The sequence below is a fragment of the Methylophilus sp. VKM B-3414 genome (genome assembly GCF_032248435.1).
Lineage (GTDB): Bacteria > Pseudomonadota > Gammaproteobacteria > Burkholderiales > Methylophilaceae > Methylophilus > Methylophilus glucosoxydans.
Window position 1 is genome coordinate 38,703 of sequence record NZ_JAVTLI010000003.1, and the last position, 23,568, is coordinate 62,270.

The 23,568-nt window shown below is 52.2% G+C and carries 21 protein-coding genes; 9 read left to right on the forward strand and 12 right to left on the reverse strand.

Annotated features, from left to right (window positions below):
- Positions 1-33 precede the first annotated feature (33 nt).
- Both uvrA and Q9292_RS02465 read left to right on the forward strand, forming a co-directional pair.
- Positions 34-2,862, forward strand: a complete 2,829-nt coding sequence (gene uvrA, locus Q9292_RS02460) for an excinuclease ABC subunit UvrA (RefSeq protein ID WP_313984369.1) — start codon at positions 34-36, stop codon at positions 2,860-2,862.
- A gap of 216 nt (positions 2,863-3,078) precedes the next feature.
- Positions 3,079-4,155, forward strand: coding sequence for an AraC family transcriptional regulator (locus Q9292_RS02465; RefSeq protein WP_313984372.1), 1,077 nt, complete (start codon positions 3,079-3,081; stop codon positions 4,153-4,155).
- Between the two features lie 173 nt (positions 4,156-4,328).
- Here Q9292_RS02465 and andAb read toward each other — a convergent pair whose 3' ends face one another.
- Genes andAb through Q9292_RS02495 form a run of 6 tightly spaced genes read right to left on the reverse strand, consistent with a single transcriptional unit; the run spans position 4,329 to position 10,223 of the window.
- Complete coding sequence (andAb, locus tag Q9292_RS02470) at positions 4,329-5,396, reverse strand: anthranilate 1,2-dioxygenase ferredoxin subunit AndAb (RefSeq protein ID WP_313984375.1); 1,068 nt, start codon at positions 5,394-5,396, stop codon at positions 4,329-4,331.
- Positions 5,393-5,866 (reverse strand): anthranilate 1,2-dioxygenase small subunit AndAd, encoded by a 474-nt coding sequence (gene andAd / locus Q9292_RS02475; RefSeq protein WP_194749565.1) that lies wholly within the window; start codon positions 5,864-5,866, stop codon positions 5,393-5,395. Before andAd ends, andAb begins: the two co-directional genes overlap by 4 nt.
- A gap of 10 nt (positions 5,867-5,876) precedes the next feature.
- Positions 5,877-7,160, reverse strand: a complete 1,284-nt coding sequence (gene andAc / locus Q9292_RS02480; RefSeq protein WP_313984379.1) for an anthranilate 1,2-dioxygenase large subunit AndAc — start codon at positions 7,158-7,160, stop codon at positions 5,877-5,879.
- Between the two features lie 15 nt (positions 7,161-7,175).
- Complete coding sequence (locus Q9292_RS02485; RefSeq protein WP_313984382.1) at positions 7,176-8,144, reverse strand: transporter; 969 nt, start codon at positions 8,142-8,144, stop codon at positions 7,176-7,178.
- Positions 8,145-8,199: 55 nt separating this feature from the next.
- Positions 8,200-8,985 carry an SDR family oxidoreductase gene (locus Q9292_RS02490; RefSeq protein ID WP_313984385.1) on the reverse strand — a complete coding sequence of 262 codons (786 nt, stop codon included), beginning with the start codon at positions 8,983-8,985 and terminating at the stop codon, positions 8,200-8,202.
- An 8-nt stretch (positions 8,986-8,993) separates the two neighbouring features.
- Positions 8,994-10,223, reverse strand: a complete 1,230-nt coding sequence (locus Q9292_RS02495; RefSeq protein WP_313984388.1) for a dienelactone hydrolase family protein — start codon at positions 10,221-10,223, stop codon at positions 8,994-8,996.
- A gap of 272 nt (positions 10,224-10,495) precedes the next feature.
- Here Q9292_RS02495 and Q9292_RS02500 point away from each other — a divergent pair, with 272 nt between their 5' ends.
- Both Q9292_RS02500 and Q9292_RS02505 read left to right on the forward strand, forming a co-directional pair.
- Positions 10,496-12,010 (forward strand): NAD(P)/FAD-dependent oxidoreductase, encoded by a 1,515-nt coding sequence (locus Q9292_RS02500; RefSeq protein WP_313984390.1) that lies wholly within the window; start codon positions 10,496-10,498, stop codon positions 12,008-12,010.
- Between the two features lie 51 nt (positions 12,011-12,061).
- On the forward strand, positions 12,062-12,340 hold the full coding sequence (locus Q9292_RS02505) for an Lrp/AsnC family transcriptional regulator (protein WP_194749569.1): 279 nt from the start codon (positions 12,062-12,064) through the stop codon (positions 12,338-12,340).
- A 244-nt stretch (positions 12,341-12,584) separates the two neighbouring features.
- On the opposite strand, the gene mtgA is transcribed toward Q9292_RS02505, so the two are convergent.
- The 3 genes from mtgA to Q9292_RS02520 are packed head-to-tail and all read right to left on the reverse strand — an operon-like array spanning position 12,585 to position 14,564.
- A complete protein-coding gene (gene mtgA / locus Q9292_RS02510; RefSeq protein WP_313984394.1) occupies positions 12,585-13,271 on the reverse strand; it encodes a monofunctional biosynthetic peptidoglycan transglycosylase in 687 nt (228 codons plus the stop codon).
- A 13-nt stretch (positions 13,272-13,284) separates the two neighbouring features.
- Positions 13,285-14,103, reverse strand: coding sequence for a shikimate dehydrogenase (gene aroE / locus Q9292_RS02515; RefSeq protein WP_313984397.1), 819 nt, complete (start codon positions 14,101-14,103; stop codon positions 13,285-13,287).
- Between the two features lie 11 nt (positions 14,104-14,114).
- On the reverse strand, positions 14,115-14,564 hold the full coding sequence (locus tag Q9292_RS02520; protein WP_313984400.1) for a rhodanese-like domain-containing protein: 450 nt from the start codon (positions 14,562-14,564) through the stop codon (positions 14,115-14,117).
- Between the two features lie 366 nt (positions 14,565-14,930).
- Here Q9292_RS02520 and glnA point away from each other — a divergent pair, with 366 nt between their 5' ends.
- From glnA to ntrC, 4 genes are all read left to right on the forward strand, one after another.
- Entirely contained in the window at positions 14,931-16,340 is a 1,410-nt protein-coding gene (gene glnA, locus Q9292_RS02525) for a type I glutamate--ammonia ligase (protein WP_194749573.1), read from the forward strand.
- 126 nt (positions 16,341-16,466) lie between these two features.
- A complete protein-coding gene (locus Q9292_RS02530; RefSeq protein WP_194749574.1) occupies positions 16,467-16,958 on the forward strand; it encodes a DUF4124 domain-containing protein in 492 nt (163 codons plus the stop codon).
- Between the two features lie 109 nt (positions 16,959-17,067).
- The gene (gene glnL, locus Q9292_RS02535; RefSeq protein WP_194749575.1) at positions 17,068-18,171 is read left to right on the forward strand and encodes a nitrogen regulation protein NR(II); all 1,104 of its coding nucleotides are present in this window, start codon (positions 17,068-17,070) and stop codon (positions 18,169-18,171) included.
- 16 nt (positions 18,172-18,187) lie between these two features.
- A complete protein-coding gene (gene ntrC / locus Q9292_RS02540; RefSeq protein WP_194749576.1) occupies positions 18,188-19,579 on the forward strand; it encodes a nitrogen regulation protein NR(I) in 1,392 nt (463 codons plus the stop codon).
- Positions 19,580-19,583: 4 nt separating this feature from the next.
- On the opposite strand, the gene Q9292_RS02545 is transcribed toward ntrC, so the two are convergent.
- Positions 19,584-20,258: a DUF6445 family protein gene (locus Q9292_RS02545; RefSeq protein WP_313984405.1), complete on the reverse strand. Its 675-nt coding sequence runs from the start codon at positions 20,256-20,258 to the stop codon at positions 19,584-19,586.
- Positions 20,259-20,366: 108 nt separating this feature from the next.
- The gene (locus Q9292_RS02550) at positions 20,367-21,626 is read right to left on the reverse strand and encodes a porin (RefSeq protein WP_313985762.1); all 1,260 of its coding nucleotides are present in this window, start codon (positions 21,624-21,626) and stop codon (positions 20,367-20,369) included.
- A gap of 376 nt (positions 21,627-22,002) precedes the next feature.
- On the opposite strand from Q9292_RS02550, the gene Q9292_RS02555 reads away from it, so the two are divergent.
- Positions 22,003-22,485, forward strand: a complete 483-nt coding sequence (locus Q9292_RS02555) for a hypothetical protein (RefSeq protein WP_194749578.1) — start codon at positions 22,003-22,005, stop codon at positions 22,483-22,485.
- Between the two features lie 17 nt (positions 22,486-22,502).
- Here Q9292_RS02555 and mutY read toward each other — a convergent pair whose 3' ends face one another.
- Positions 22,503-23,546, reverse strand: a complete 1,044-nt coding sequence (gene mutY, locus Q9292_RS02560) for an A/G-specific adenine glycosylase (protein ID WP_313984409.1) — start codon at positions 23,544-23,546, stop codon at positions 22,503-22,505.
- Positions 23,547-23,568 lie beyond the last annotated feature (22 nt).

A 23,568-nucleotide genomic window follows, 5' to 3' on the forward strand; every position in this document is an offset into this window, starting at 1 on the left:
TTATCAGGTTGGCTGTCTGTTCGTGAAAGTATCATGGAATTTATCAAAATTCGCGGGGCGCGCACCCATAACCTCAAGAACATCAATCTGGATATTCCGCGCAACCAACTGGTTGTGGTCACCGGCCTGTCAGGCTCAGGAAAGTCTTCGCTTGCTTTTGATACCTTGTATGCAGAAGGACAGCGCCGCTACGTCGAAAGTTTATCTGCGTATGCCCGCCAGTTTTTGGCGCGCATGGACAAACCGGATGTGGACCTGATTGAAGGCTTGTCACCGGCCATCTCCATCGAACAAAAATCGACCTCACACAACCCGCGTTCCACCGTCGGCACCGTCACTGAAATCCACGACTATCTGCGTTTGCTGTATGCACGTGCCGGGGACCCGGAGTGCCCAGAGCATGGCATCAAGCTTGAAGCACAAACCGTGAGCCAGATGGTGGACAGTGTGCTCAAGTTGCCGGAAGACACCAAGCTGATGATTTTGGCGCCGGTCGTCTCTAACCGTAAAGGCGAGCAGCTGGATCTGTTTGATACGCTCAAAGCCCAGGGTTTTGTGCGCTTGCGCATTGATGGCAAGATCTACGAAATGGATAGCCTGCCGCAACTGGCGAAAACCACCAAGCACAGTGTAGACGTGGTCGTCGACCGGCTTAAAGTGCGCGAAGACATGAAGCAACGGATTGCTGAATCGTTTGAAACTGCCTTGCGACTGGCAGATGGCAAAGCGGTCGCGCTGGAGATGGATAGCGAAAAAGAACACCTGTTCTCTGCCAAGTTCTCTTGCCCGGTATGTGACTACTCACTGGCCGAACTCGAGCCGCGTTTATTCAGCTTTAACAACCCGATGGGCGCTTGCCCAAAATGCGATGGCCTGGGTCAGGTCACGTTTTTTGATCCCAAGCGCGTGGTGGCTTTTCCGCATTTATCACTGGCTAGTGGCGCGATTAAAGGCTGGGACAAGCGCAACCAGTTTTACTTTCAGATGCTGGCCAGCCTGAGCCAGCATTATGACTTTGACCTGGAAGCGCCGTTTGAGACGCTGCCTGAAGAAACCCAGCAAATTCTGCTGTATGGTTCTGGCCGCGAGCAAATCGCCTTTAAATACCTCAATGAGCGAGGCACCTTCTTTAGCAAGTCGCATACCTTTGAGGGCATTATCAATAACCTGCAACGCCGTTATCGCGAGAGTGACTCGACTGCGGTACGCGATGAGCTGGCAAAATATATCAATGCGACTGCCTGCCCGGATTGTGGCGGCACGCGTTTGCGCAAAGAGGCACGCCACGTCAAGGTCGGCGACAGAAACATTCACCAGATCTGCGAAGTGCCGCTCAAACAGGCGCTCAATTTCTTTGAAACACTGCAACTGAGCGGGCAAAAGCTGGCCATTGCCGACAAGATCGTCAAGGAGATCGAAAGCCGCCTCAAGTTTTTAACCAATGTCGGTCTGGACTACTTGTCGCTGTCGCGCTCGGCAGAAACCCTGTCTGGCGGCGAAGCGCAGCGTATCCGCCTGGCCTCGCAAATCGGCAGCGGCCTGACTGGCGTCATGTATGTGCTGGATGAGCCTTCCATCGGCTTGCACCAGCGCGACAATGACCGCCTGCTGGAAACCCTCAAGCGCCTGCGCGACATTGGCAATAGCGTGATTGTGGTCGAACATGACCAGGATGCCATTCAGTTGGCAGATTTTATTGTCGACATTGGCCCCGGCGCGGGCGAGCATGGCGGCAATATTGTGTCTTTTGGCACCCCGGCCCAGATTGAAGCCGACCCCAACTCATTGACCGGGCAATACATCAGCGGCAAAAAACAGATTACCTTCAAGCTGCCACGGACGCAGCCAGACCCCAAGCGCATGATCAAGCTCAATGGCGCCAGCGGGAACAACCTCAAAGACGTCAGTATTGAGATTCCGGTCGGTCTGCTGACTTGCGTCACGGGCGTCTCCGGCAGCGGCAAATCGACGCTGATCAACGACACGCTTTACCGCGTGGTCGCCGCGCACTTATATGGCAGCAGCACCGAACCTGCCGCGCACCAAAGTATTGAAGGCCTGGAGTTTTTTGACAAGGTGGTCGATGTTGACCAAAGCCCGATTGGCCGCACACCGCGCTCTAACCCGGCGACGTATACCGGCTTGTTTACGCCGATCCGTGACCTGTTTGCCAGCGTGCCGGAAAGCCGCGCGCGCGGCTATGGTCCGGGCCGCTACTCATTTAACGTCAAGGGCGGCCGTTGCGAAGCCTGCCAGGGCGATGGCGTGATCCGCGTGGAAATGCACTTTTTGCCGGATGTGTATGTCCCTTGCGACGTCTGCAAAGGCCAGCGCTATAACCGCGAAACGCTGGAAATCCAGTTCAAGGGCAAAAACATCCACGAAGTGCTGGCCATGACGGTGGAACAAGCGCACCAGTTCTTTAATGCGCAGCCGGTGATTGAACGCAAACTGAAAACCTTGCTGGACGTGGGCCTGGGCTATATCACGCTGGGGCAATCGGCCACCACGCTGTCTGGCGGTGAAGCACAACGGGTCAAACTGGCGCTGGAACTCAGCAAACGCGACACCGGCCGCACGCTGTATATCCTCGATGAACCCACCACCGGTTTGCACTTTGCGGATATCCAGTTATTACTGGACGTGATTCACCGTTTGCGTGACGCGGGCAATACCGTGGTCATCATCGAACACAATCTGGACGTGATCAAAACCGCCGACTGGCTGATCGACATGGGCCCCGAAGGCGGCGATGGCGGGGGCGTGGTGGTCGGTGTCGGTACGCCGGAAACACTGGCAGACAACAGCGCCAGCTACACGGGCCGCTACCTGATTCCGCTGTTAAAACAGCTCAAACCCTGATTTACCCCCCTGCTTCTATGGCCAGGCCTGCAAATGCACGCCTGGCTTTTTTCTGTGTGCCTGCGCCATTGGGGTGGTATGCATCTTGCTATCTTTAAGACCTATAACAGTAAAAAATTCTTTTTAATCCAGATAGATAGCTGAGGTTATCCAAAAAGTGCAGCCACTATCCGGATACTGCAGATCCTCAGGCCAGAGGGAAGAGAGAGGCGCACCATGACTGTGTTAGGCAGCACTATATTGGAGCAAACCAGACTGGATCAATCCAGCCGGACGGACCACCGTGTGTCGGCCCTGATTGCTCAGCTGGAAACGACATTATTTAATGACGATAATCGGCTGTTTTGTTCGTCGGACATGGACGAAGTACAACAGACCGTAGGCGATATTTTCAAGCCTCACCGCCTGAAAATCCGCGACCACCGCGAGCATGGCATTGCCAGCATGCATCATGTGCGTCAGGGCGCCTTGTCGTTAAACCGCTTGCAGTACCAGCATGAAGTGGTGATAGACCCTGACCGCCTCAATGATTTTTTTCTGGTGCATATCCCGATGAATGGCAGTTCCACCATCCGCTGTGGCAATCACCGCTTTGTGTCTACCCCCGAGAATGCCTCGCTGGTGTCACCGACCTTGCCACTCGAAATTGAATGGGAAGCTGGCAGTGCAGACATCATTTTGCGCATTGAACGCGCCCGCCTGGACAAGCACTGTGCGCAGCATCTGGGCATGCCGCAGCTGGAAAAACCGCTGGAGTTTCATCCTGACTTGCAACTGCAAACGCCAGCCGGACAATATTTTTTAAGACTGGTGAGCATGCTGGCCGACAACATGCAGAGCCCGTATCCGCAGTTAAATGAACCCATCGTATTTGAGCAGTTTGAATCCACCCTGTTTAATGCCCTGCTGTATGGCCAACCTCACAATCTGTGTATGAAAGCCCCGATTACCAATATTGCGCCGTTCTACATCAAGCGGGTTGAAGACTATATTCATGCCCATACTGCCGACAGCATGACGATAGAATCCCTGGCGGCGATTGCCGGGGTCAGCGCCCGCACCTTGTTCGCGGGCTTTCAGCGTTATCGGGGGTTGAGCCCGATGGATTACCTGCGGCAAGTCCGGCTGGACCGCGTGCGAGAGATGCTGTTATCGGAAAAAACGGCACACCTGTCAGTGACTGAAATCGCCATGCAATGGGGATTTAATCATATGGGCAGGTTTGCGATTGATTATAAAAAACGCTTTGGCGAATCCCCTTCCGCCAGCCGCCGGTTTGGGCCGGGGCATTGATGCTCAGTGAGCAGTAGCCATCATCAAACCTCATGGCTAGCGCTAAGTCCCACGATGACTTAATTCAGGTGATGGGCGCATCACAGCGCAATGTGCTGAAGCCTTGCGGATGGCCCCGTGTGTCGCGCTTTTTGCCAGCGTAATGGCTGGTTAATCAGCGCGACACACGTGGGTTATGCGGCCTGTCGACGGTCGGCCTGTGAATAGAAGGCATCGGCAAAAAATGCCGTGGGTGCCAGGCCTTGTGCGACAAAGCGCTGGTTGGCAGTGGCCACCATGGCTGGCGAGCCGCAGGCATAGACCTCAAATGGCTGTAAGTCTGGCCAGTCTTGCAATACCGCATCCGTGACATAGCCTTGCCGCCCCTGCCAGGACGTCGCTGTGGCTGCCGATAATACCGGCACGTACTGAAACCAGGGGTAGCGGGTGGCCAGATTCAGGCATTGGCTATGCTGGTACAAGTCCGGCAAGGTGCGGCCGCCCCAATACAAGGTGACGGGGACCCCGTTGCCTACAGCAATCAGCGCCTCGAGCATGGCCTTGACCGGGGCAAAGCCGGTGCCGGTCGCGACCATGATTTTTGGCTTCTGCGTTGCCTGCAGCGTGAATTGTCCATGCGGACCATCAATCGACAGCGGCGTGCCCGGTGCGAGTTGATGAAACAGCTGATCGGTAAACAAGCCACCTGGCAGATGACGGATATGCAACTCCAGCGCATTGGCCGTGACTTGGGCCAATGAATAACTGCGGCGCTGGTCGCCGAGCAGGATATCGATATATTGACCGGGCTGGTAAGCAAAACGGTGCCCAGCTGGCAGTTGCATCCGCACCAGCGCCACATCCGGCGCCACCTTCTCCAGGCTGGTCAACACCACCTCCACCGCCGCAGGCTTGGCAGTGGCTGGCGCGGCATCCGCCTCTACAGCCACCTGCACCCTGCCCTCATGTATCCTGAGCGGGAAGCTACGCACGGCCTCGGTCACCGGCGCGCATTTGGCGGCCCCGGTACGGATATCAAACAAGCCCTGATGCAAAGGACACTCGACACAGCCATCCTCCACATAGCCCTCAGACAGCCGTGCCACGCCATGGGTACACAAATCATGCAAAGCGAATAACTGATCCTCAAGCCGGAAAATGGCCAGCTGCATGCCACCGGCCTCAACCACGACCGGCTCCTCCTCGCTAAAGTCCTCGACGGCGCCAATGTCTGTCCAGCGGTGTAAATGGACGGTACTCATATCGGCGTCGCCAGCAAGGTTTGTACACGTGAGGTGTCATACACCACCTGCCGCCGCTTGAAACGCCAGCCCTGGTCGGTACGCACAATCTGGTCGATGTAACGACCCGTCTGGTAGACGTGCGATTCGCCATTTTGCAGCGTTTGCACCACCACATAGCTGGACTCTGCCTGCACCTCATCCGCACTGCTGGCCTGCAACACCAGGCCAGAGGTCATGTGGCGGTAAGTATGGCTCTCAAAAATATTGGCATGGCGCAAGGAAGTGACGCGGTCTTCGAGCATATTGCGGTTATCAAAATAAATCATGCCTATGGGCAAGCCCGCATCAAAATTTTCTTTCGGCACAATGCTGTAGTGGCAGTCTTCGGTAAAAAACTGTGGCCAGCGCTCCAGCTGATCGTTATCCAGCGCCGCAATATAGGCCTGCTGTAACTGTTGCACTTCAAACCAGGTTTGTAATTCTTGCATGCTGTCCTCCTTAAAAACCCATGAGCTGCTGATAGCCGACCCAGAAGCGTCTGATCAGGCTTTCGGTGATCAGCGTGTCTTGCTGGTCTGGCTGGTCTTTGCTCATTTCAATCACCGAGCAGGCATCGCCATCACGCACGGTGCCACGTTGCACCAGCTCGGTCGCCTCGGTGTCTTCCATCGAGATATACCCCGCCGGGCCCACCAGATTGGCCTGTTTGAGCCGCATGGCGCGCAATTCCGGCGTGTCATCCACATAGCCAAAAAAGTGGAAAATCAGCTCGAAATTGTGGGGGCCTTTGGCCAGCAACTGCCGCGCCACCAGCGTATTGTGGATTTGCTGTACGACCAATTGCGGGAAAATCGGCTGGATATGGTTGGTGGTCAGCTCTTCATACTCCTGTATCTGTCCGAGGAGGCTGTCATCCTTGAGCTGAAAGCCTTCATCAAACGAACGGATGGCCTGCGCTTTATACGCCTCGGCGGTTTGCACCTCGTTTTTGGTTGCGGTGATGATGCTATGCAAGCCATGGGTGGCATCCGGGATCGAACGCGCCTTCATGCCGACACGGAAAATATTGAAGGTGGTATGAAACAGGTGCAGCAAACTGGCGTGATACGGATCTTTGACGTTTTCCAGATACAGTTTCCAGTTGGACTTGGAGTATTGGCGGGTGCAGCCCAGATACTCGATCGGCTTGTGGAAAATACGGTCTATCCACGGCCGCATTTCAGGACCGATATAGTCAGGCAAAGGCGCCACCGTGTCGCTAAAGGTGGCAAACACCAGGCCTTTATAGCTGTCTACCCGCAGCTGCTTGAGACCGTGCTCTTTGGGGTTAAAGTCTTTGGGCATGCCAGACATGCCTTTTTGCCCACGGCGGAACGGCACGCCCTGCAAATTGCCCTCACAGTCAAAACTCCACTGGTGATACACACAGGTATGCTCACTGGCATTACCGCGCGCCTGACGGCAGACTTGTGCGCCGCGGTGCGCACAGCGGTTCACCCAGGCGGCCAGTCCGCCTTCTTTGGTGCGGGTCATCACCACCGGCGTATCCCCAACAAACGTGCTTTTAAAGTCGCCGGGGTTGGGGATTTCGGCTTCCAGCCCGAGAAAACTCCAGGTCGGGCCGCGAAAGATGCGTTCTTGTTCCAACTCATATACCGCTTGCGAGCTGAACACGGCGTAGGGAATACGTGAACCGTCATCGGTGGGAAACTTGAGCAAGGGCTCACCAGACTGGGACTTGCCAGTATGGAACTGGACGGCTTGTGCTTGAATAGCGTTCATATTGACCTCGAATCCTTAAAAGTGATGCACAAAACGCAGGTTGTAACGTTCACCTTCGGTACGGTTTTTCACTGCCATTTCATCGTAGAAGTTAAACATCAGATGATCCTGCTTGGAAAAGCTGTACATGCCCCCCACGCCCAGTGCCAATACCTGCTCGCGACGCCCAGACACGTCATGACCGTTCATTTGGGTATCGGTGGTTTGCTTGAGGTAGTAACCGTTAACGCCCAAGCGCAGTTGCGGTGTAAAGGCATACTCCATGGCAAAGTTGGTATGAAACGCCTGCCCTGCACGCGTGCTGCTGGCGCCCAATGCCTGAAACCCTCGGTTGGGATCATCATTTTTGCCGTTCCACAAATAGTGTGCACGCACAGAGGCGGTCCATTCTGGCGTAAAAAAATAAGTGCCTGACCAGTAAGGGTTGAACGACCAGGCATTGCTGCCCGGGTTGATTTCGCGGTTAGCACTGTATTCGCCCGTGGGCAAAATAAACTGTAATTCAACGCGCTGCATGAATTTAGGCCCTTTTTCGCCCATGACAATAGGCCACTGCAGGAAGGGGCCGACCAGTAAATCGCCTACGCCACTGTCACCCGCTTTGGGGAACGCATTGGAGGCGGCGCCATAACTGGTATGCGGACTGACCACGGGCACAATCACATCCATGCCCAGATTAGCCCCGGCGACTTCGATATCCGAGATATACAGTACTTGCGACAGACTGACGGTGACATCCACTTTGGGGTTAGGCAAACCTAGACTATTGCCTGCGTTATCCTTGAACTTGTCGGCATGGTATTGCTGCACGTATTGGCTGAAATACCAGCCATTGCCTGCGGGCGGGGCACCATCCAGAAAGCTGGTGAACCCAAGGTTGATTGGGGGCAAATCATAGGCTTGGGCAAGCATGGGGATGCTGGTGGCGGCCAGTGCCAGACCCAGTGCGCCAAGGGGTTTACTGCCAGAGGAGAGGAGGTTCATCGAGGGGTTCCTTTCAGAGTGAGATTCAATCGTTTAAAAAATCTGGGTATAACTATCAATCCGCCAGCTTGGGAATGGCGGGCTCTGCCTGTTCGGGGCCCATCGCGCTGTAGCCACCATCGACGGCATAGACGGCGCCCGTAACAAACGAAGCATGGTCAGAACATAAAAACAGCACCACATCGGCGACTTCCTGCGGGTCACCTACGCGTTTCAGGGCATGGAAAGGCGCTGCTACGGCATCGGTTTTGGCGCGGTTGCCGCCCGTCAGCTCGTCCATGACGCGTGACCAGATCCAGCCGGGGGCCACTGCATTGACCCGGATATGGTCACTGGCCAGATCAATCGCCATGCTGCGCGTCAGTTGTTCGGTTGCGGCCTTGCTGGCCGGATATAGCCAACGGCCGGTTTGCGCAGCACTGGCTGAGATGCTGGAAAAATGCACGATGGCGCCACCGCCACGCTGACACATGGCCGCATGGCAAGCTTTGGCCAGCATGACACTGCCCACTAGGTTGACGTTGTAACTGAGCAACCAATCCTCGCGGCTGGCAGCAAAGCCGTTGTCCACATAGCTACAGGCCAGGTTGACCAGAAAATCTACACCGCCAAAGGTGTGTTGCGTGGTCGCCACCAGCTGTTGCAAGGCGGCATCATCGGTAATGTCTGTTTGTAAAAACAGAATGTCCGGGCTGATGCCCGCAGCCACCGCAGCCCCACGTGCATCAATATCCACCGCCACCACTTTTGCGCCCGCGGCGTGGAAGGCTTCGACCACGGCCGCACCGATCAGCGTGGCGCTACCGGTGACGATGACGACTTTGTTTGCGATCCCTTTCATGGCACACCTCATGCATTAGCACTGAGTGACCAGTTGGCCATCAGCGTGTTGGAAGGAAGGTTGGGGTCCAGCAGTTTGCGTGCTTGCTCGACCCCGCAGATGGCTGGAATCAGGGCGGGATCCAGCAGCCCCGCTTGCACCAGCACGCTGGCCTGATCCCAGTAAATATGTTCGTTAAACAGCTTGTCACCACGGAAAGTCACCACCACCAGCATGGGGATTTCAATCCGGCGCCCGGTCGGCGGTACATTCGGCAGCAACCAGTCAATCTCGCAGTCGTGCGTAAAACTGAGCACAAACTCATCCACCATGCGGTCTGTACCGACCACGCGTGAAATTGGCGTCATTTGCATGTCTGCCGGGTTATTGTGAATAAAGTGATGCTGATAAAAGCGACGCAGCATGGTGTAGCCGACCCCGCCCGTCATGGTGGGCACATGATTCACATACGGCTGGGCGACCATGGTGGTCATGGTGGCATCGGCATCGCGGGTGGCAAATTCGAGCGCAAAGTGATGATCTGCAATCGCACTCAGGTCATAATCCGGCCCCATGGCTTTACGCAAGGCGCCCAGGGTGCGGCTATATGCCATTTGTGCCGAGGGGGCGTGGTAATGCGCACCACCCAGGCGGGCAAACGCATGATCTACACCGGCATACACATAGGTCTTCGCCAGCGGCTGTGTGCTGGCTGCAGCCAGAATCTCGGCTTGGGCCGCAGGTGGGCAGAAGGCATCTTTCTCAGCAATATGCAGGGTTAACGGGCAACGTAGCGCAGCCATCTGTGGCAAGGCCTGCTCTATACCTACCCCGTAGTAACCCACCGCCACATCGGCATCGGTCTGACTGGCCGCCAGATAAGCCAGCTTGCCGCCCAGGCAATAGCCCAGCACACCCACCTTGCCACTGGCCCCTGCCATGCCACGCAAACAGCTGATGGCCAATTGGACATCCTGCATGCCGGTAGCTTCATCAAACCGCTGGTAATAGCCCAACGCGGCCGGCATATCCTCGGCTGCATCGGTCAGGGTAATACCAGGCTGCAGGCGCCAGTACAAATCTGGCACCAGCACCATATAACCCTCTTCGGCATACAGGTCGGCAATGGCCTGCATATTGGCATTCACGCCAAAAATTTCCTGGCACAACACCAGGCCCGGCCCGCTGCCGGTGGCTGGCAGGGCCAGATAGCCTTTAAAGGCCGGGAATTGCGCGCTGATTTCTATCATTTGTCCCATTTTTCGTCTCGCTTGCTCGGTTGAAGGGTGGGAAGGCAAGTGATCACCTTCGTTGTGGTTTCTACTTTCTCGCAGCGCAGACGGCGGGGCTATCCGCTCCGTGCAGCCACTATCCGCATTGCGCAGCCAAATGCAGTGCGCATGCAGGTTGTTGCCGAACGCGGATAGTGCAGGCAGTTTCTGGATAGTCGGCAAACTTTGCTCGCTCAATACTGCAGCCGACGATACAGGGATAGGCCCTGTATGATTTTTTTAAGCGCAAAGGAAACCGTATGAATATTGCGATTGTGGGTGCCGGGTTTGCCGGTTTGAGTACAGCAAAAGTGCTGACTGCATTTGGTCACCAGGTCACGGTGTTTGAGAAGGAGGCTGACGTCGGCGGGGTGTGGAGCGCCTCCAGACGCTACCCTAGCCTGACCACACAAAATGTGAAGTCCACCTATGCCTTTTCAGATTTCCCCTATCCCAAGCATTACCCTGAGTGGCCGAGTGGCGAGCAGGTGCAGCACTATCTGGATGCCTATACCAAGCAGTTCAATTTTGCACACCTGATCAGCTTGAATACCGAAGTGAAATTGGCTACACCGGTTGGTCAAGGCTGGCAACTCACCGTCAAGACCGAAGGCAAAGCAGAGGAAACGCGACATTTTGATTTTTTAATTGTCTGTAACGGAATTTTTTCGCAGCCCATGATCCCGGACTATCCGGGTGCAGCCGAATTTACCGCCGCAGGTGGCCGTATTTGCCACACCAGCGAGTTCAAGGAGCTTGCAGATGCCAAAGGCAAACATGTGCTGATTGTGGGCTACGGCAAATCTTCTACCGATGTGGCACAAGCGGTTTGCCAGCAAGCGGCGAGCACCACGGTGGTGGCCAGACATTTGATCTGGAAAGTGCCCAAACGACTCATGAATGTACTCAATTACAAATACCTGTTTTTGACGCGCATGGGCGAAGGCTTGTTTAAATATATCCGGCTTAAAGGTATAGAGCGCTTTTTGCACGGCATCGGCAAACCAATCCGTAACAGCATGCTGAATCAGGTGCAGTGGGTCATCAACCGCCAATGCCGCCTCGAAAAACTGGGCCTCAAGCCTGACCAGCCACTAGAATCGATTGCGCGTAGCACCGTCAGCCTGGTCACCGAAGGTTTCTTTGAAAGCGTGGGAGCGGGTCATATTGACGTTGCCAAACAAAACAGCATCACAGGCTTTAGCATTGAGCATGGCGTGCGTTATGCACATTTAACCGATGGCCGTCGCTTGCCAGCCGACATTGTGATTTGCGGGACAGGCTGGCATCAGCGTGTGCCTTTTTTAACTGATGAAGTGATGAAACATGTGACCGATGCAGAAGGTAATTTTGTGCTGTACCGGTCGATGGCACCGGTTGGCATACCAGGTCTGGCGTTTAATGGTTATAACTCTTCATTCTTTAGCCAGCTCAATGCCGAAGTAGGCGCTTACTGGCTGGCCGACTGGATTGGTGGAAAGATGAAGTTGCCGACCGCAGAAGCACAACGCAGCACAATCAAGGAACGTCTGGCATGGATGGAAGCGCGTACAGAAGGCAAACACTCTAAAGGCACCAATATCATTCCGTTCTCACTGCATCATATTGACGAGTTGTTATCGGACATGCGCCTGCCGCTGGGCGTCGCGACCCGCTTCAAGCAGTGGTTTTTACCGATTGATCCGGCGGATTTTCAGTATTTGCACAAGGCCCTGCTGCAACGCCATCAGCCTCATGCTGCACAGAAGATGCCGGTACAGACCAAAACCGTTTGAAGGGCGTAGCCTCCGCCGCGCACAGGCGGAGGTCTTGAAAAGGAGTGTCTTATGATGACGTGTATTATGCTGGTGAACGCTGAGCGCCAACAAATGGCCACGGTGGCGGAAACCCTGGCATCATTAGCGCAAGTGACAGAAGTCTATTCAGTGAGTGGTCAATATGACCTGGTGGCCGTCATACAAGTCACCGGGCCCGAGGCACTCTCTGCACTGGTGAACCACCAACTGGCTGCCATCAACGGCATTGTGAGAACCGAAACCATGCTATCACTGCGCACGTACCGCAAACAGGATCTGGACGCCATGTTTGATATCGGGTCCAGTTAATACCGGCCACCTACTGAAGTTTGGTGAGGTAAGCGTGGATGCGTTCAAAAAAATACGGCCAGTTACCTGGCCGTTACCTCACACCCTTGTAAAACATCTCGCTGTCAAAGGCTAAGGTCAACATGCAACCTGCCTGACGGTGCATCTGCATACACCGCCGATGGAAATGATGTATCAAATCCATTGATAGCAAACATTGTATGCAGGCGTGTTTCACGTTCATGCCTAAATCAGGCCCGTAAAATCAGGGTATTTTGACCAATCGCATGCGCGCCTGAATGGTAGCGGTGTGGCGATTTAAATAGCGGGTACTGCGGTGCAGATCATAAAAACGCGGGTTAGGAATCATGGCCGCCAAGCGCGCCGCTTGGGCGGGTGCCAGACTGGCGGCCGAAGCGTGAAAGTAATGCTTGGCCGCCGCTTGTGCACCGAACACGCCCTCGCCCCACTCAATCACGTTCAGGTAGATTTCCAGAATCCGGCGCTTGGTCATGAGCTTTTCCAGCATAAAGGTAATCACCGCTTCTTGTGCTTTGCGCCAGGGCGTGCGATGCCCGGATAAAAACAAATTCTTGGCCAGTTGCTGGCTAATGGTGGAGCCGCCAGCGACGATTTTGCCCTTCTTGAGGTTTTTCTCAAAAGCGGTTTCGATCCCGACCCAGTCAAAGCCTTCATGGTCAACGAATTTGCTATCTTCCGCCGCAATCACTGCGCGTTTTAAATGGTTGCTAATCTTGGCGTAAGGCACCCACTGCTGCTGTATGGTGGCTTCGGGATGGCTTTCTTGCATCACTTCCAGCCGCGCCTGCATGAAGGCAGTGGCGTCCGGATTGTGATCTACCCACCACAAAATATGGCCGAGTATCCAAACCTGATATAACAAGGCCCAGAGTAAAAACAGGGCAAAAAACAGCTTGATGCTTTGTTTCATGACTGAAAGAAGATTAGCGGAATGTCTGAATCACTGGGGCCGTGTCAGGACGCAAGCCATGCCAGATAAAAAACGCTTCTGCCGCCTGCTCTATGAGCATGCCCAATCCGTCTGCCACCTGTGCGCCTGCGGTACGCGCCTGCTGCATAAACGGCGTCTCCCGGCCATACATCATGTCGTAAGCCAGGGTATGCGTGCCAAACACATGCGATGAAAACTGTAATGGCGTTTCAGTCAATCCTGCAGAAGTGGCATTAATGACCACATCATAGGTCTCGGTAAGTGCTGCAAACGTGGTCACAGCCAGCGAGACGCCACATTGCCCCCCCGCGCCCGCAAACTTATCCAGCATGGCTTGCGCCTTATCCTGCGTGCGGTTAGCAATGGTCAATTGCGCCGGGCCTTGTGCAATCAACGGCAGCATCACGCCTTGCGCCGCGCCGCCTGCGCCCAGCAACAAGATTTTTTTTGCGGCTAGGACCGTCTGGTGATGTTTGAGAATGTCATTGACCAGCCCACAGCCGTCAGTATTGTCGCCCTGAATTTGCGTTTGCCCAAAACTGAGGGTATTCACTGCCCCGGCCGCCTGCGCGCGTTCAGATAAAGTCTGGCTCAAGTCATAGGCTTCAAATTTGAATGGCACCGTGACATTTGCACCCACATACCCTTGCTGCTGCAATTGCTGCACCGTGGACGCAAAGCCATCCAGAGGTGCCAACACCTTTTCGTAAACAATCGTCTTGCCAAATTGCTGCGCAAATGCCTGGTGAATCAACGGCGATTTGCTGTGCGCAATCGGGTGGCCAATGACTGCGTATTTTTCAACCGACATACCAAGATCACCTAGTTGGACCAGGGCAAGCCTGCATGTTTCCAGCCATTGATCAGGGTTCTTTGCTTGGCCTCATTCGCTTCGCCTTCAAAGCCTTCGAGCATATTGTAGGCGTTGGGATATCCGAGTTTTTGCGCCAGCAAGGCAGCATTATGGCTGCGGCCACCCGTGCGGCACATAAATACGACGGTGCGCGCAGGATCAACCAGCGCCTGTAGCTGATCGGCAAACTCAGGATTGGCAATCATGCCTGGATAAAATGCCCATTCCAGATGGGCCGCCATCGGCACGCGCCCAACCAACTCCAACTCGGCACGTGAGCGCACATCCACCAACACCGCATTTTGATCTTGGCTAATCAGCGCATACGTCTCCTGGGGCGTCATCGCGCCGGCATACGGCAAACCATTTTGCTGAGCACGCTGAGCGGCTTGTTGCAAGATTTTTTCAACACTCTCCAAATGACACCTTCACTCTTTCAATCACTTAGTTAAACCGCGAGTATACCTGTGAAAGCCATGCAAACACATTTGGCACCATTTTTGTGCTCAATTTGTTGCAGTGCACCTAATTAGTGCCCATTGATTTTGCTTTTTTATGTCAGATATCTCATATCCATGCAAAATGCCTGTTTTTGGGTGGCATGCTTCCTGCTACTATTACATCCTAAGATTCAATGGAATTCGTAAACCAAAAATTCCACATATCTATTTGTTTTGCTAGTTTGTGTTTTTATATTTGCTCACGTTCCGGGACATCCGCAACATGTCCCTTTTTTGCGTGCGCAAGTTGAATCATTTTAGATCTTGATCACTGAGGAGAATGTAATGTCCGTTGCAAACGTAATGAAACTGGTTGCGGAAAACGACATCAAATTTGTTGATTTCCGTTTTACCGACACCAGAGGTAAAGAGCAGCACGTGACCGTGCCAGTGTCTGCCTTCGACGAAGATAAATTTACCGAAGGTCATGCCTTTGATGGTTCTTCCATTGCTGGCTGGAAAGGCATTCAAGCCTCTGACATGCAATTGATGCCTGATGCAAGCACCGCATTCATCGATCCATTTTTTGACGAACCAACCCTGGTTCTGACCTGTGACGTGGTAGACCCTACCGATGGCAAAGGCTATGACCGTGACCCACGTAGCCTGGCTAAGCGCGCAGAGGCTTATCTGAAATCCAGCGGCCTGGGCGACACTGCTTACTTTGGTCCAGAGCCAGAGTTCTTCATTTTTGACAGCGTACAATGGGATGCCACCATGGGTGGTAGCTTTGTGAAAATCAACTCCGAAGAGGCCGCTTGGTCCTCAGGTGAAAAATTCGAGGGCGGCAACACTGGCCACCGTCCAGGCGTTAAAGGCGGCTACTTCCCAGTGCCTCCTGTCGATTCATTGCATGACATCCGCTCTGCCATGGTCATGACCTTAGAAGAACTGGGCGTGCCTGTTGAAGTGCACCACCACGAAGTGGCAACAGCCGGTCAATGTGAAATCGGTACTAAGTTTGCGACCTTGGTACAACGTGCTGACTGGACACAAATCCTGAAATACGTAGTGACTAATACTGCACACGCTTACGGTAAAACTGCTACATTTATGCCTAAACCGATGTTTGGTGACAACGGCTCCGGTATGCACGTACACCAGTCGGTATGGAAAGATGGCAAAAACCTGTTTGCAGGTAACGGCTATGCAGGCCTGAGCGACTTCGCTTTGTACTACATCGGCGGCATCATCAAGCACGCACGTGCTTTGAACGCGATTACCAACCCAGGCACCAACTCATACAAGCGCTTGGTTCCACACTACGAAGCACCAGTGAAATTGGCTTACTCAGCTAAAAACCGTTCTGCTGCGATTCGTATTCCATTTGTGCATTCAGACAAAGCACGCCGTGTTGAAGCGCGCTTCCCAGACCCGATTGCTAACCCATACTTGGCTTTCTCAGCCCTGTTGATGGCTGGTCTGGATGGCGTTCAGAACAAGATTCACCCAGGTGAACCAGCGACTAAAGACTTGTACCATCTGCCACCAGAAGAAGATGCATTGATCCCAACAGTATGTTCATCTCTGGAACAAGCATTGGAGTATCTGGATAAAGACCGCGAGTTCTTAACACGCGGCGGCGTTTTCTCAGACGACTGGATTGATGCATACATTGCATTGAAAATGGAAGAAGTCACTAAACTGCGCCAAACACCACACCCAGTGGAATTTGGTCTGTACTACTCCTGCTAATCACAAGAGCACGCACTAAAACAGGGCAGCCCAGGCTGCCCTGTTTTTTTATGTGCGCGCTGTTCCGTCAACGTTTTTAGGCGAGCAGACGTTGATACCCTCAACGATCTACTCTAAACTATTGCCATGAAAAGACTTTTTTACATTTGCACCTTCGCGCTCATGTGCAACCAAAGCTGGGCAGATATTTACAAATATACCGACAGTAACGGCGTCACCACCTATACCAATATCAAACCCGAAGGCAAAAGCAAGGCAGAGCTCATTATTAGTGGGCCCAGAACCGCAGAGCCTCCTCCCCCTGCCAGGGAGAAAAAAGCCAATGTAAAAACACCCTCTCCGGCCGATTTTCCCAAAGTCGATAATCAGACACAAAATCAACGCGACCAAAAGCGGCGAGAGCTATTAATGAACGAGCTTTCTCAAGAAAAACAAGCACTTGAGAATGCTCGCCTGTTATATGAAGAAGCCCAGAACACGCCAGAAGTCTACAGAGGCGCCAATGGCAAAACGTTTAGAAACGTCGCCAAGTATGAAGAAAAACTGCGAGTGATTGAGGCGGAAATTCAGGCACATGAGCGCAATATCGAGCTGTTAAATAAAGAACTCAACCTTTAAATGCACCATTTTGGGGGCTTGCTCAATCATTTTTACGCTTCTTGTAAGAATTGGCTTGGGTTTTGCTTTAAAACAGGGCGTGATTCACTCTTTTTAACAAGCTCAGGACATGGTACAGAAATCTCCCAACGGCTTTAGTGGTTTAGAGCATATTGCCACGGCAGTCATTTTGCTTAATAACCAACTAGAAGTTACTTACGCCAACTCCAGCGCCGAGATTCTGTTTGCATTTAGTGCCAACCAGATTCAAGGGGCGCATATCCATGACGTATTTGTGAATTGCGAAATTTTGCAAATGGCCGTGACCAACGCCATAGAAACACAGAGCCCATATCGTGAGCATGAGTTTGCACTGACCACCCAACGCGGCCATACAACGGCCGTGACCTGCACAGCCACCCCTATTTCAGCCGCGTTCAACCAAACGCCGGAAGACATGCTGATTCTGGAGTTTGTGCAAATGGATCAGCAATTGCGTATTGCGCGTGAAGAGCGCATGTTGATACAGCAGCAAGCCAACTCTGAATTACTCAGGAATCTGGCGCATGAGATCCGCAACCCGCTAGGCGGCTTGCGTGGTGCGGCACAATTGCTTGAATTTGAGTTGCCGCAACCCAGCCTAAAAGAATATACCCAGGTGATTATCAAAGAGGCTGACAGACTACATAGCCTCATGGACAGACTGCTGGCACCTCACCGCGTGCCAAAATATGAGCCCACCAACATTCATGAAGTGCTGGAGCGCGTACGCAGTCTGTTACTGGCAGAATCGCCTAACCATATCCGCGTGATCCGCGACTACGATACCAGCTTGCCGGAGCTCATTGGCGATCGCGAGAAACTGATACAAGCCGTGCTCAATATTGCGCGTAATGCGGCACAAGCGATGCAACAGCATCAGACCGAAGGCGCGAGCATTACTTTCCGCACGCGTGCTGAGCGCCAAATTACGCTAGCCAGAAAACGTTACCGTGTCGGGATTCATTTAGAGATTATTGATAACGGCCCAGGCATCCCTGCCGGCATCAAAGAACGCATTTTCTACCCGCTGGTATCTGGTCGCGAAGGCGGCACAGGCTTGGGCCTTGCGCTGGCGCAAACCTTTATCACCCAACACCATGGCATGATCGACTGTGATTCACAGCCGGGTAAAACCATCTTCCATATATTGCTACCTATTGAAAGTACGCAATTAAAATCATCAGTACAATAATTCACGAGAAACAGCTATGAAGCCAATCTGGATCCTAGACGACGACAAATCCATCCGCTGGGTGTTTGAAAAAGCACTTGCCCGCACGGACTTTGATTTCAAAACATTTTCATCCCCGGCAGAAGCACTCAACGCTTTAAATCGTGAACAACCCCAAGTCATTGTCAGTGACATCCGCATGCCGAATGGCTCGGGCCTGGACTTTTTATCCGAGGTAAAGCAGCGCTTTCCCGAGATTCCCGTCATTATCATGACCGCTTACTCAGACCTCGAAAGCGCTGTCGCCGCCTTTCAGGGTGGTGCGTTTGAGTATCTGGCCAAACCGTTTGATGTAGACCAAGCCATCGAAATTATCAAACGTGCCGTTGAAGAAAGCATGCGTCAATCTGTCGAGGCCGTAGAAGACACTGGCCCTTCGCCAGAAATTATCGGCCAGGCCCCCGCCATGCAAGAGGTTTTCCGTGCCATTGGCCGCCTGAGTCGCTCGCACTCCACCGTGCTCATTAACGGCGAATCCGGCAGCGGTAAAGAACTGGTCGCAAGCGCCCTGCATAGACACAGTCCACGGGCTGACAAACCATTTATCGCTATCAACACAGCCGCGATCCCAAAAGACTTATTAGAATCTGAATTGTTTGGTCATGAACGCGGAGCATTTACAGGAGCCGCCGCCGCCAGACGGGGCCGCTTTGAACAAGCAGATAACGGCACTTTGTTTCTTGATGAAATCGGCGACATGCCTGCTGACTTGCAAACCAGATTGTTGCGCGTCTTGTCCGACGGCCAGTTTTATCGCGTGGGTGGACATCAACCAATCAAAGTCAATGTACGCGTGATTGCCGCCACTCACCAGGACCTCGAAGAACGCGTCAAACAAGGTCTGTTCCGTGAAGACTTGTTTCACCGCCTGAACGTCATTCGTCTGCGCTTACCGCCCTTGCGTGAACGTAGAGAAGATATCCCCTTGCTGACCAAGCATTTTCTCGCCCACAGCGCACAGCAACTGGGGGTTGAGCCTAAGCAACTGTCGCAGGCAGCCATCAAATACCTGATGTCGGTCAACTGGAGCGGTAACGTTCGCCAGCTCGAAAACGTGTGCCACTGGCTCACCGTGATGGCCCCAGGTCAAAACGTGGACGTCAATGACTTACCCCCAGAGCTTAAAGAGGATACTGGCAAACATAGTAGCGGAGGCTCCTGGCAAGAAGCGCTAGCCCAAGAAGTCACCGACGCGCTCAACCGCGGGGAAACCAATATTCTAGACGCCAAAACCAAAGAGTTTGAGCGTATCCTGATCACCCGCGCCCTCGCCCATACCGATGGCCGCCGGATTGAAGCTGCCAATCAGCTAGGGATGGGAAGGAATACACTTACTCGCAAGATACAGGAGTTAGGGATTGATGATTAGCAAATTAAATGTGTACTTGCTGACTGCGCCAAAGCGGGAACGAGCTGTGCCGTTGTGCATCAATACTACTGACAAAAAAGACTTGCGCCAGTCGTGAGTCTTTTAATGTCTTCCCAAAAAAGTTATTTGCGGCATGAAAATGTCTGCCTTCATAGAGTATCAAGGTGTTATAAACGTTATTGATTCTCACAATCTCATCAAACATGCTGTGATAAGCGGTATCCATCTTTACAGTACCCTCTGCAAAGCGCCTATCATTCACCTTAAGTGCTTTTTCGTATAAAGCCTGATCAAAGCTTTTATTAGGCCTAAATAAAGAAGTCCCGGAATCCAAAGGCGCATCAGGACTTAAATATAACACCGCTGCAAAAACAGCATTCCCATCGGTATGAATTACACCGCGACCATAATCCTCAGTGACACTTTGAAAGTTGGTCGAAATTGCCCAACGCATACGCTCATATTCCGAGTTATGAAAAAGTGAAATGATTTTGGTACTAAGCTTCTCAAAGAGGGGCTTGTTAATAACAGACAAATCCTTGGTTCGACACCCTGGAAAAACATAGGGAACGTTACCTAATTGATGTCGATATTGATATTTCTGATTTAACGCAAATGTACGAACAGCGTCTGGATCTTCATAAAAATTCTCCACGATTGTCACAGGATACAAATTCATAATAATTAAGCCACAATTAAAGATAAATAGTTGATATATATAAAAAAACGGCAACCGAAGTTGCCGTTTTTACTGACTTATAATTTACGCAGCTAAACTGCAACTAAATTAGAAGAACAGGATAGCACCAAATGAGATGGTTTTTGCTTTACCTTCAGCAGTCGCTGCTGAAACGTTATCAACTTTACGTTTAACGTCAGAGTACTCAGCAACCAAGTTCAAGTGCTTGGTCAAAGGATGGTAAGCACCAACAGTCCACATTTCATCTTTGATTTCGTCGAAGGTGTCTACAGTGTTACCGTCCAGTTTAGACTGACCCCAGCTCAAGCCCAGTTTAGTACCAGCGCCTGGTACTGTGTATGTACCTTGTACATAACCACCTTTGGAATCACGACGCTTACCGTTTCTGTCGAAACCACCATTCAGTTGCAGTGTCTGGCCAATACCTTTACCATCGTAGTAATAACCAGTCAAACCAAAGTCAGCAACTTTGATTGTTGTACCCAAATCCCAAGCGTAAGCGCGCTCGCTACCCAAAGAAACTGCTGTACCACTTACACCATTAAATGATTGCAGGTTGTCAACTTTTTGGCTGATAGCAGAAGCCCAAACTTTACCAGCTACATCACCAGTCCACTCATAAGAAGCTTTACCTTCGAAGGCTGGTTGAGAACCGCCACGAGTAGAGCTAAATGCGCTTGTAGAAGCTGTCAAGGCACCGGCAGTACCACTGCCATCACCAACGGCATTCCAAGCCTGAGTCACACCAGCTGTGAATTGGAAACCATTCCAGTTTGGTGATGTGTAAGCAACTTGAGATTTCCAGTCAGCATACATAAAACCTGTACCAATACGGCCCAATGTCGTTGTGTTACCAGCCAAGGAACCTGCGCCAGAACCAACGCCCAACAGAGTCATGTCATTCAAGATAGCGTCTGAAGCGAAAATGCCCAGATCTTTACCCAGCTTGATAGAACCCCATGAAGCATCACCGAATGTCAAGAATGCTTGACGGTTTTCTTGTTGTGATGTTTGACGGCCAGAGTTTGTTGTAGAAGCACCTGGGTTAATGCTGATTGTGAAACCAACATCCAGATCGTTCTGACGTGTTTTACCAGAAACGCTCAAGTAGTTTGGCAGCAAACCAGTAGTGATGTTTGCAGAGCTGTCTGCATTACCATCACCTAAACCCAAAGGACCAGTACCAGCACCTGTGTCACCACTGAAAGTAGTGTGAGTGTAGTAAGCGTTAACAACGCCACCGATGTCCAGAGTCCAGTCACCAGCTGGGATAGTGATGCCAGCTTGTGCGCCAGTAGCGGCAGCGAACAGAGCTGCTGCAACTGCAACGTTCAATTTTGTATTCATACGAATCTCCAAAAATGTTGTTTTCACAACTTGTGTAAGGATATTGCTTTCCAGTAAAGAGCCATTGAATGCTCTTTCTAATAACTCCTGCGGAATCACTTAAAGCATTTCCTGCAAGGTCAGAGCAATTTTTGCAAAAGCGGCCTAGGTGGCGCAAGTGAATACGTCAAATTGCTTAGTCCTAGTTAACGTTGTTGCAGATTTGCAACAATCTAACACCTGCCGGACTAGGGTGTTTTTTTGAATTGCTACCGTTTTTTAGCTGATTTCCCATCAACATCAATATATCTTTCTGCTAGCATAGGAACAATTTGCACCTTATTTAAATTTACACGTGCGCCTCTATTTAAGTGAAGCACATCCGCAGGGGAAGAGAATGATTTCGGACATTCAGTTATGTAGTCGCTTTGTAGAGACCTTGGACTGGATATGCCAAGTGCTGATCAGGCATTCTGAGGATTTCAATATTGCCCTGGTTAAAATTGCTTATGGGGATGACAATAGTTTGGGTGAGGCCTACGGCGCGCCTGAGGCCTTGCGTCAACTCTCATCGTTAACCCATGATCTGCAAAACTCTTTTAGAAGATCTGACCTGGTAGGCCGGGAAGGGACAGACTTCTGGATTTTGTTTCCTTATACGCGTGTGCAAGATGACGTGTATGAAAAACTGCTTGATGTGCTTGAAAGCTCCAAGCATCAGACATTGAACATCGTAGAGCGTGAAATCGCTATTTTTGAATTGCCGCTGATTTACCAAAAAGCGTTGGTGAAGCCTGACAGAGGGCACGCCTTGTTACAACATCTCAAAAACAATCAGCGGGAATTGGCCAGCCATGTTTTCCGTCTAGCCAATCTCTAAGCTGCAGGCCTACGCATTTAAAAGCGTAATTGTTGAAGCCCTTTGATCAGCGTGCGTATTGGGGTTGGCAAGGCTGCGGCGACAGCATCCGCCAAGGCGAGCCATTGCTGATTGGGCGCTGCTGGCGGGCGTTTCCCCTGCAATAGCAGTGGCTGTGGCGTTATTTCAAGCTTGAAATGTGTAAAGGTATGCCAGAGCACGGGCAATGTTTCCAGTGGCTCCACATCCATGTCGAAGGTAGTTTTTACATGGGGGACGGCAAGCGCACTGGGGGACAACTCAGGCAAACTCCACAAACCGCCCCATATACCATGGTTCGGCCGTCGCTCCAGCAAAATCTCCCCGGCATCTAAAATCATCAATACCGTGGTCTGTTTTTCTGGCAAGGCTTTACGAGGCTTGGGGGCAGGCAGCACATAGACCATTTGTTGCTGATACGCCAGACAACTCGCCTGCATCGGGCAACGATGACAATTTGGTTTGCTACGCGTACACAAGGTCGCACCAAAGTCCATCAACCCTTGCACATAGGCGGGCAAGCCTTGGCTAGGCAACACACTTTCGGCGATTTGCCACAATTTCTTCTCTACTTCTGGTAACCCTGGCCAACCCTCAATAGCATACAGCCTTGCCAATACACGTTTCACATTACCATCAAGAATCGTTTGCCGCTGGTTAAATGCAAACACGCTGATCGCTGCGGCGGTAGAGCGCCCGATGCCTTTTAAAGTTTGGATGGTCTCGAAATCTGTTGGAAAAATACCACAATGCTCACGCATAATGGTTTGGGCGGCATGATGCAGGTTGCGCGCGCGTGAATAGTAGCCAAGCCCGCTCCAATAGCGCATGACTTCATCTTGTTCGGCTTCGGCTAGGCTGGCAATGGTAGGAAAGCGCTGCATGAACCGATCATAATAAGCAATGACCGCCGACACCTGCGTTTGCTGCAACATGATTTCTGAGACCCAAATAGCGTAAGGGTCACGCGTCTGCTGCCATGGCAAATCATGGCGGCCATGCGCCTGCTGCCAGGCGATCAGTTTTTCTGCAAAATCACTCACACTTAAAAGCTTGTCTGCTGGC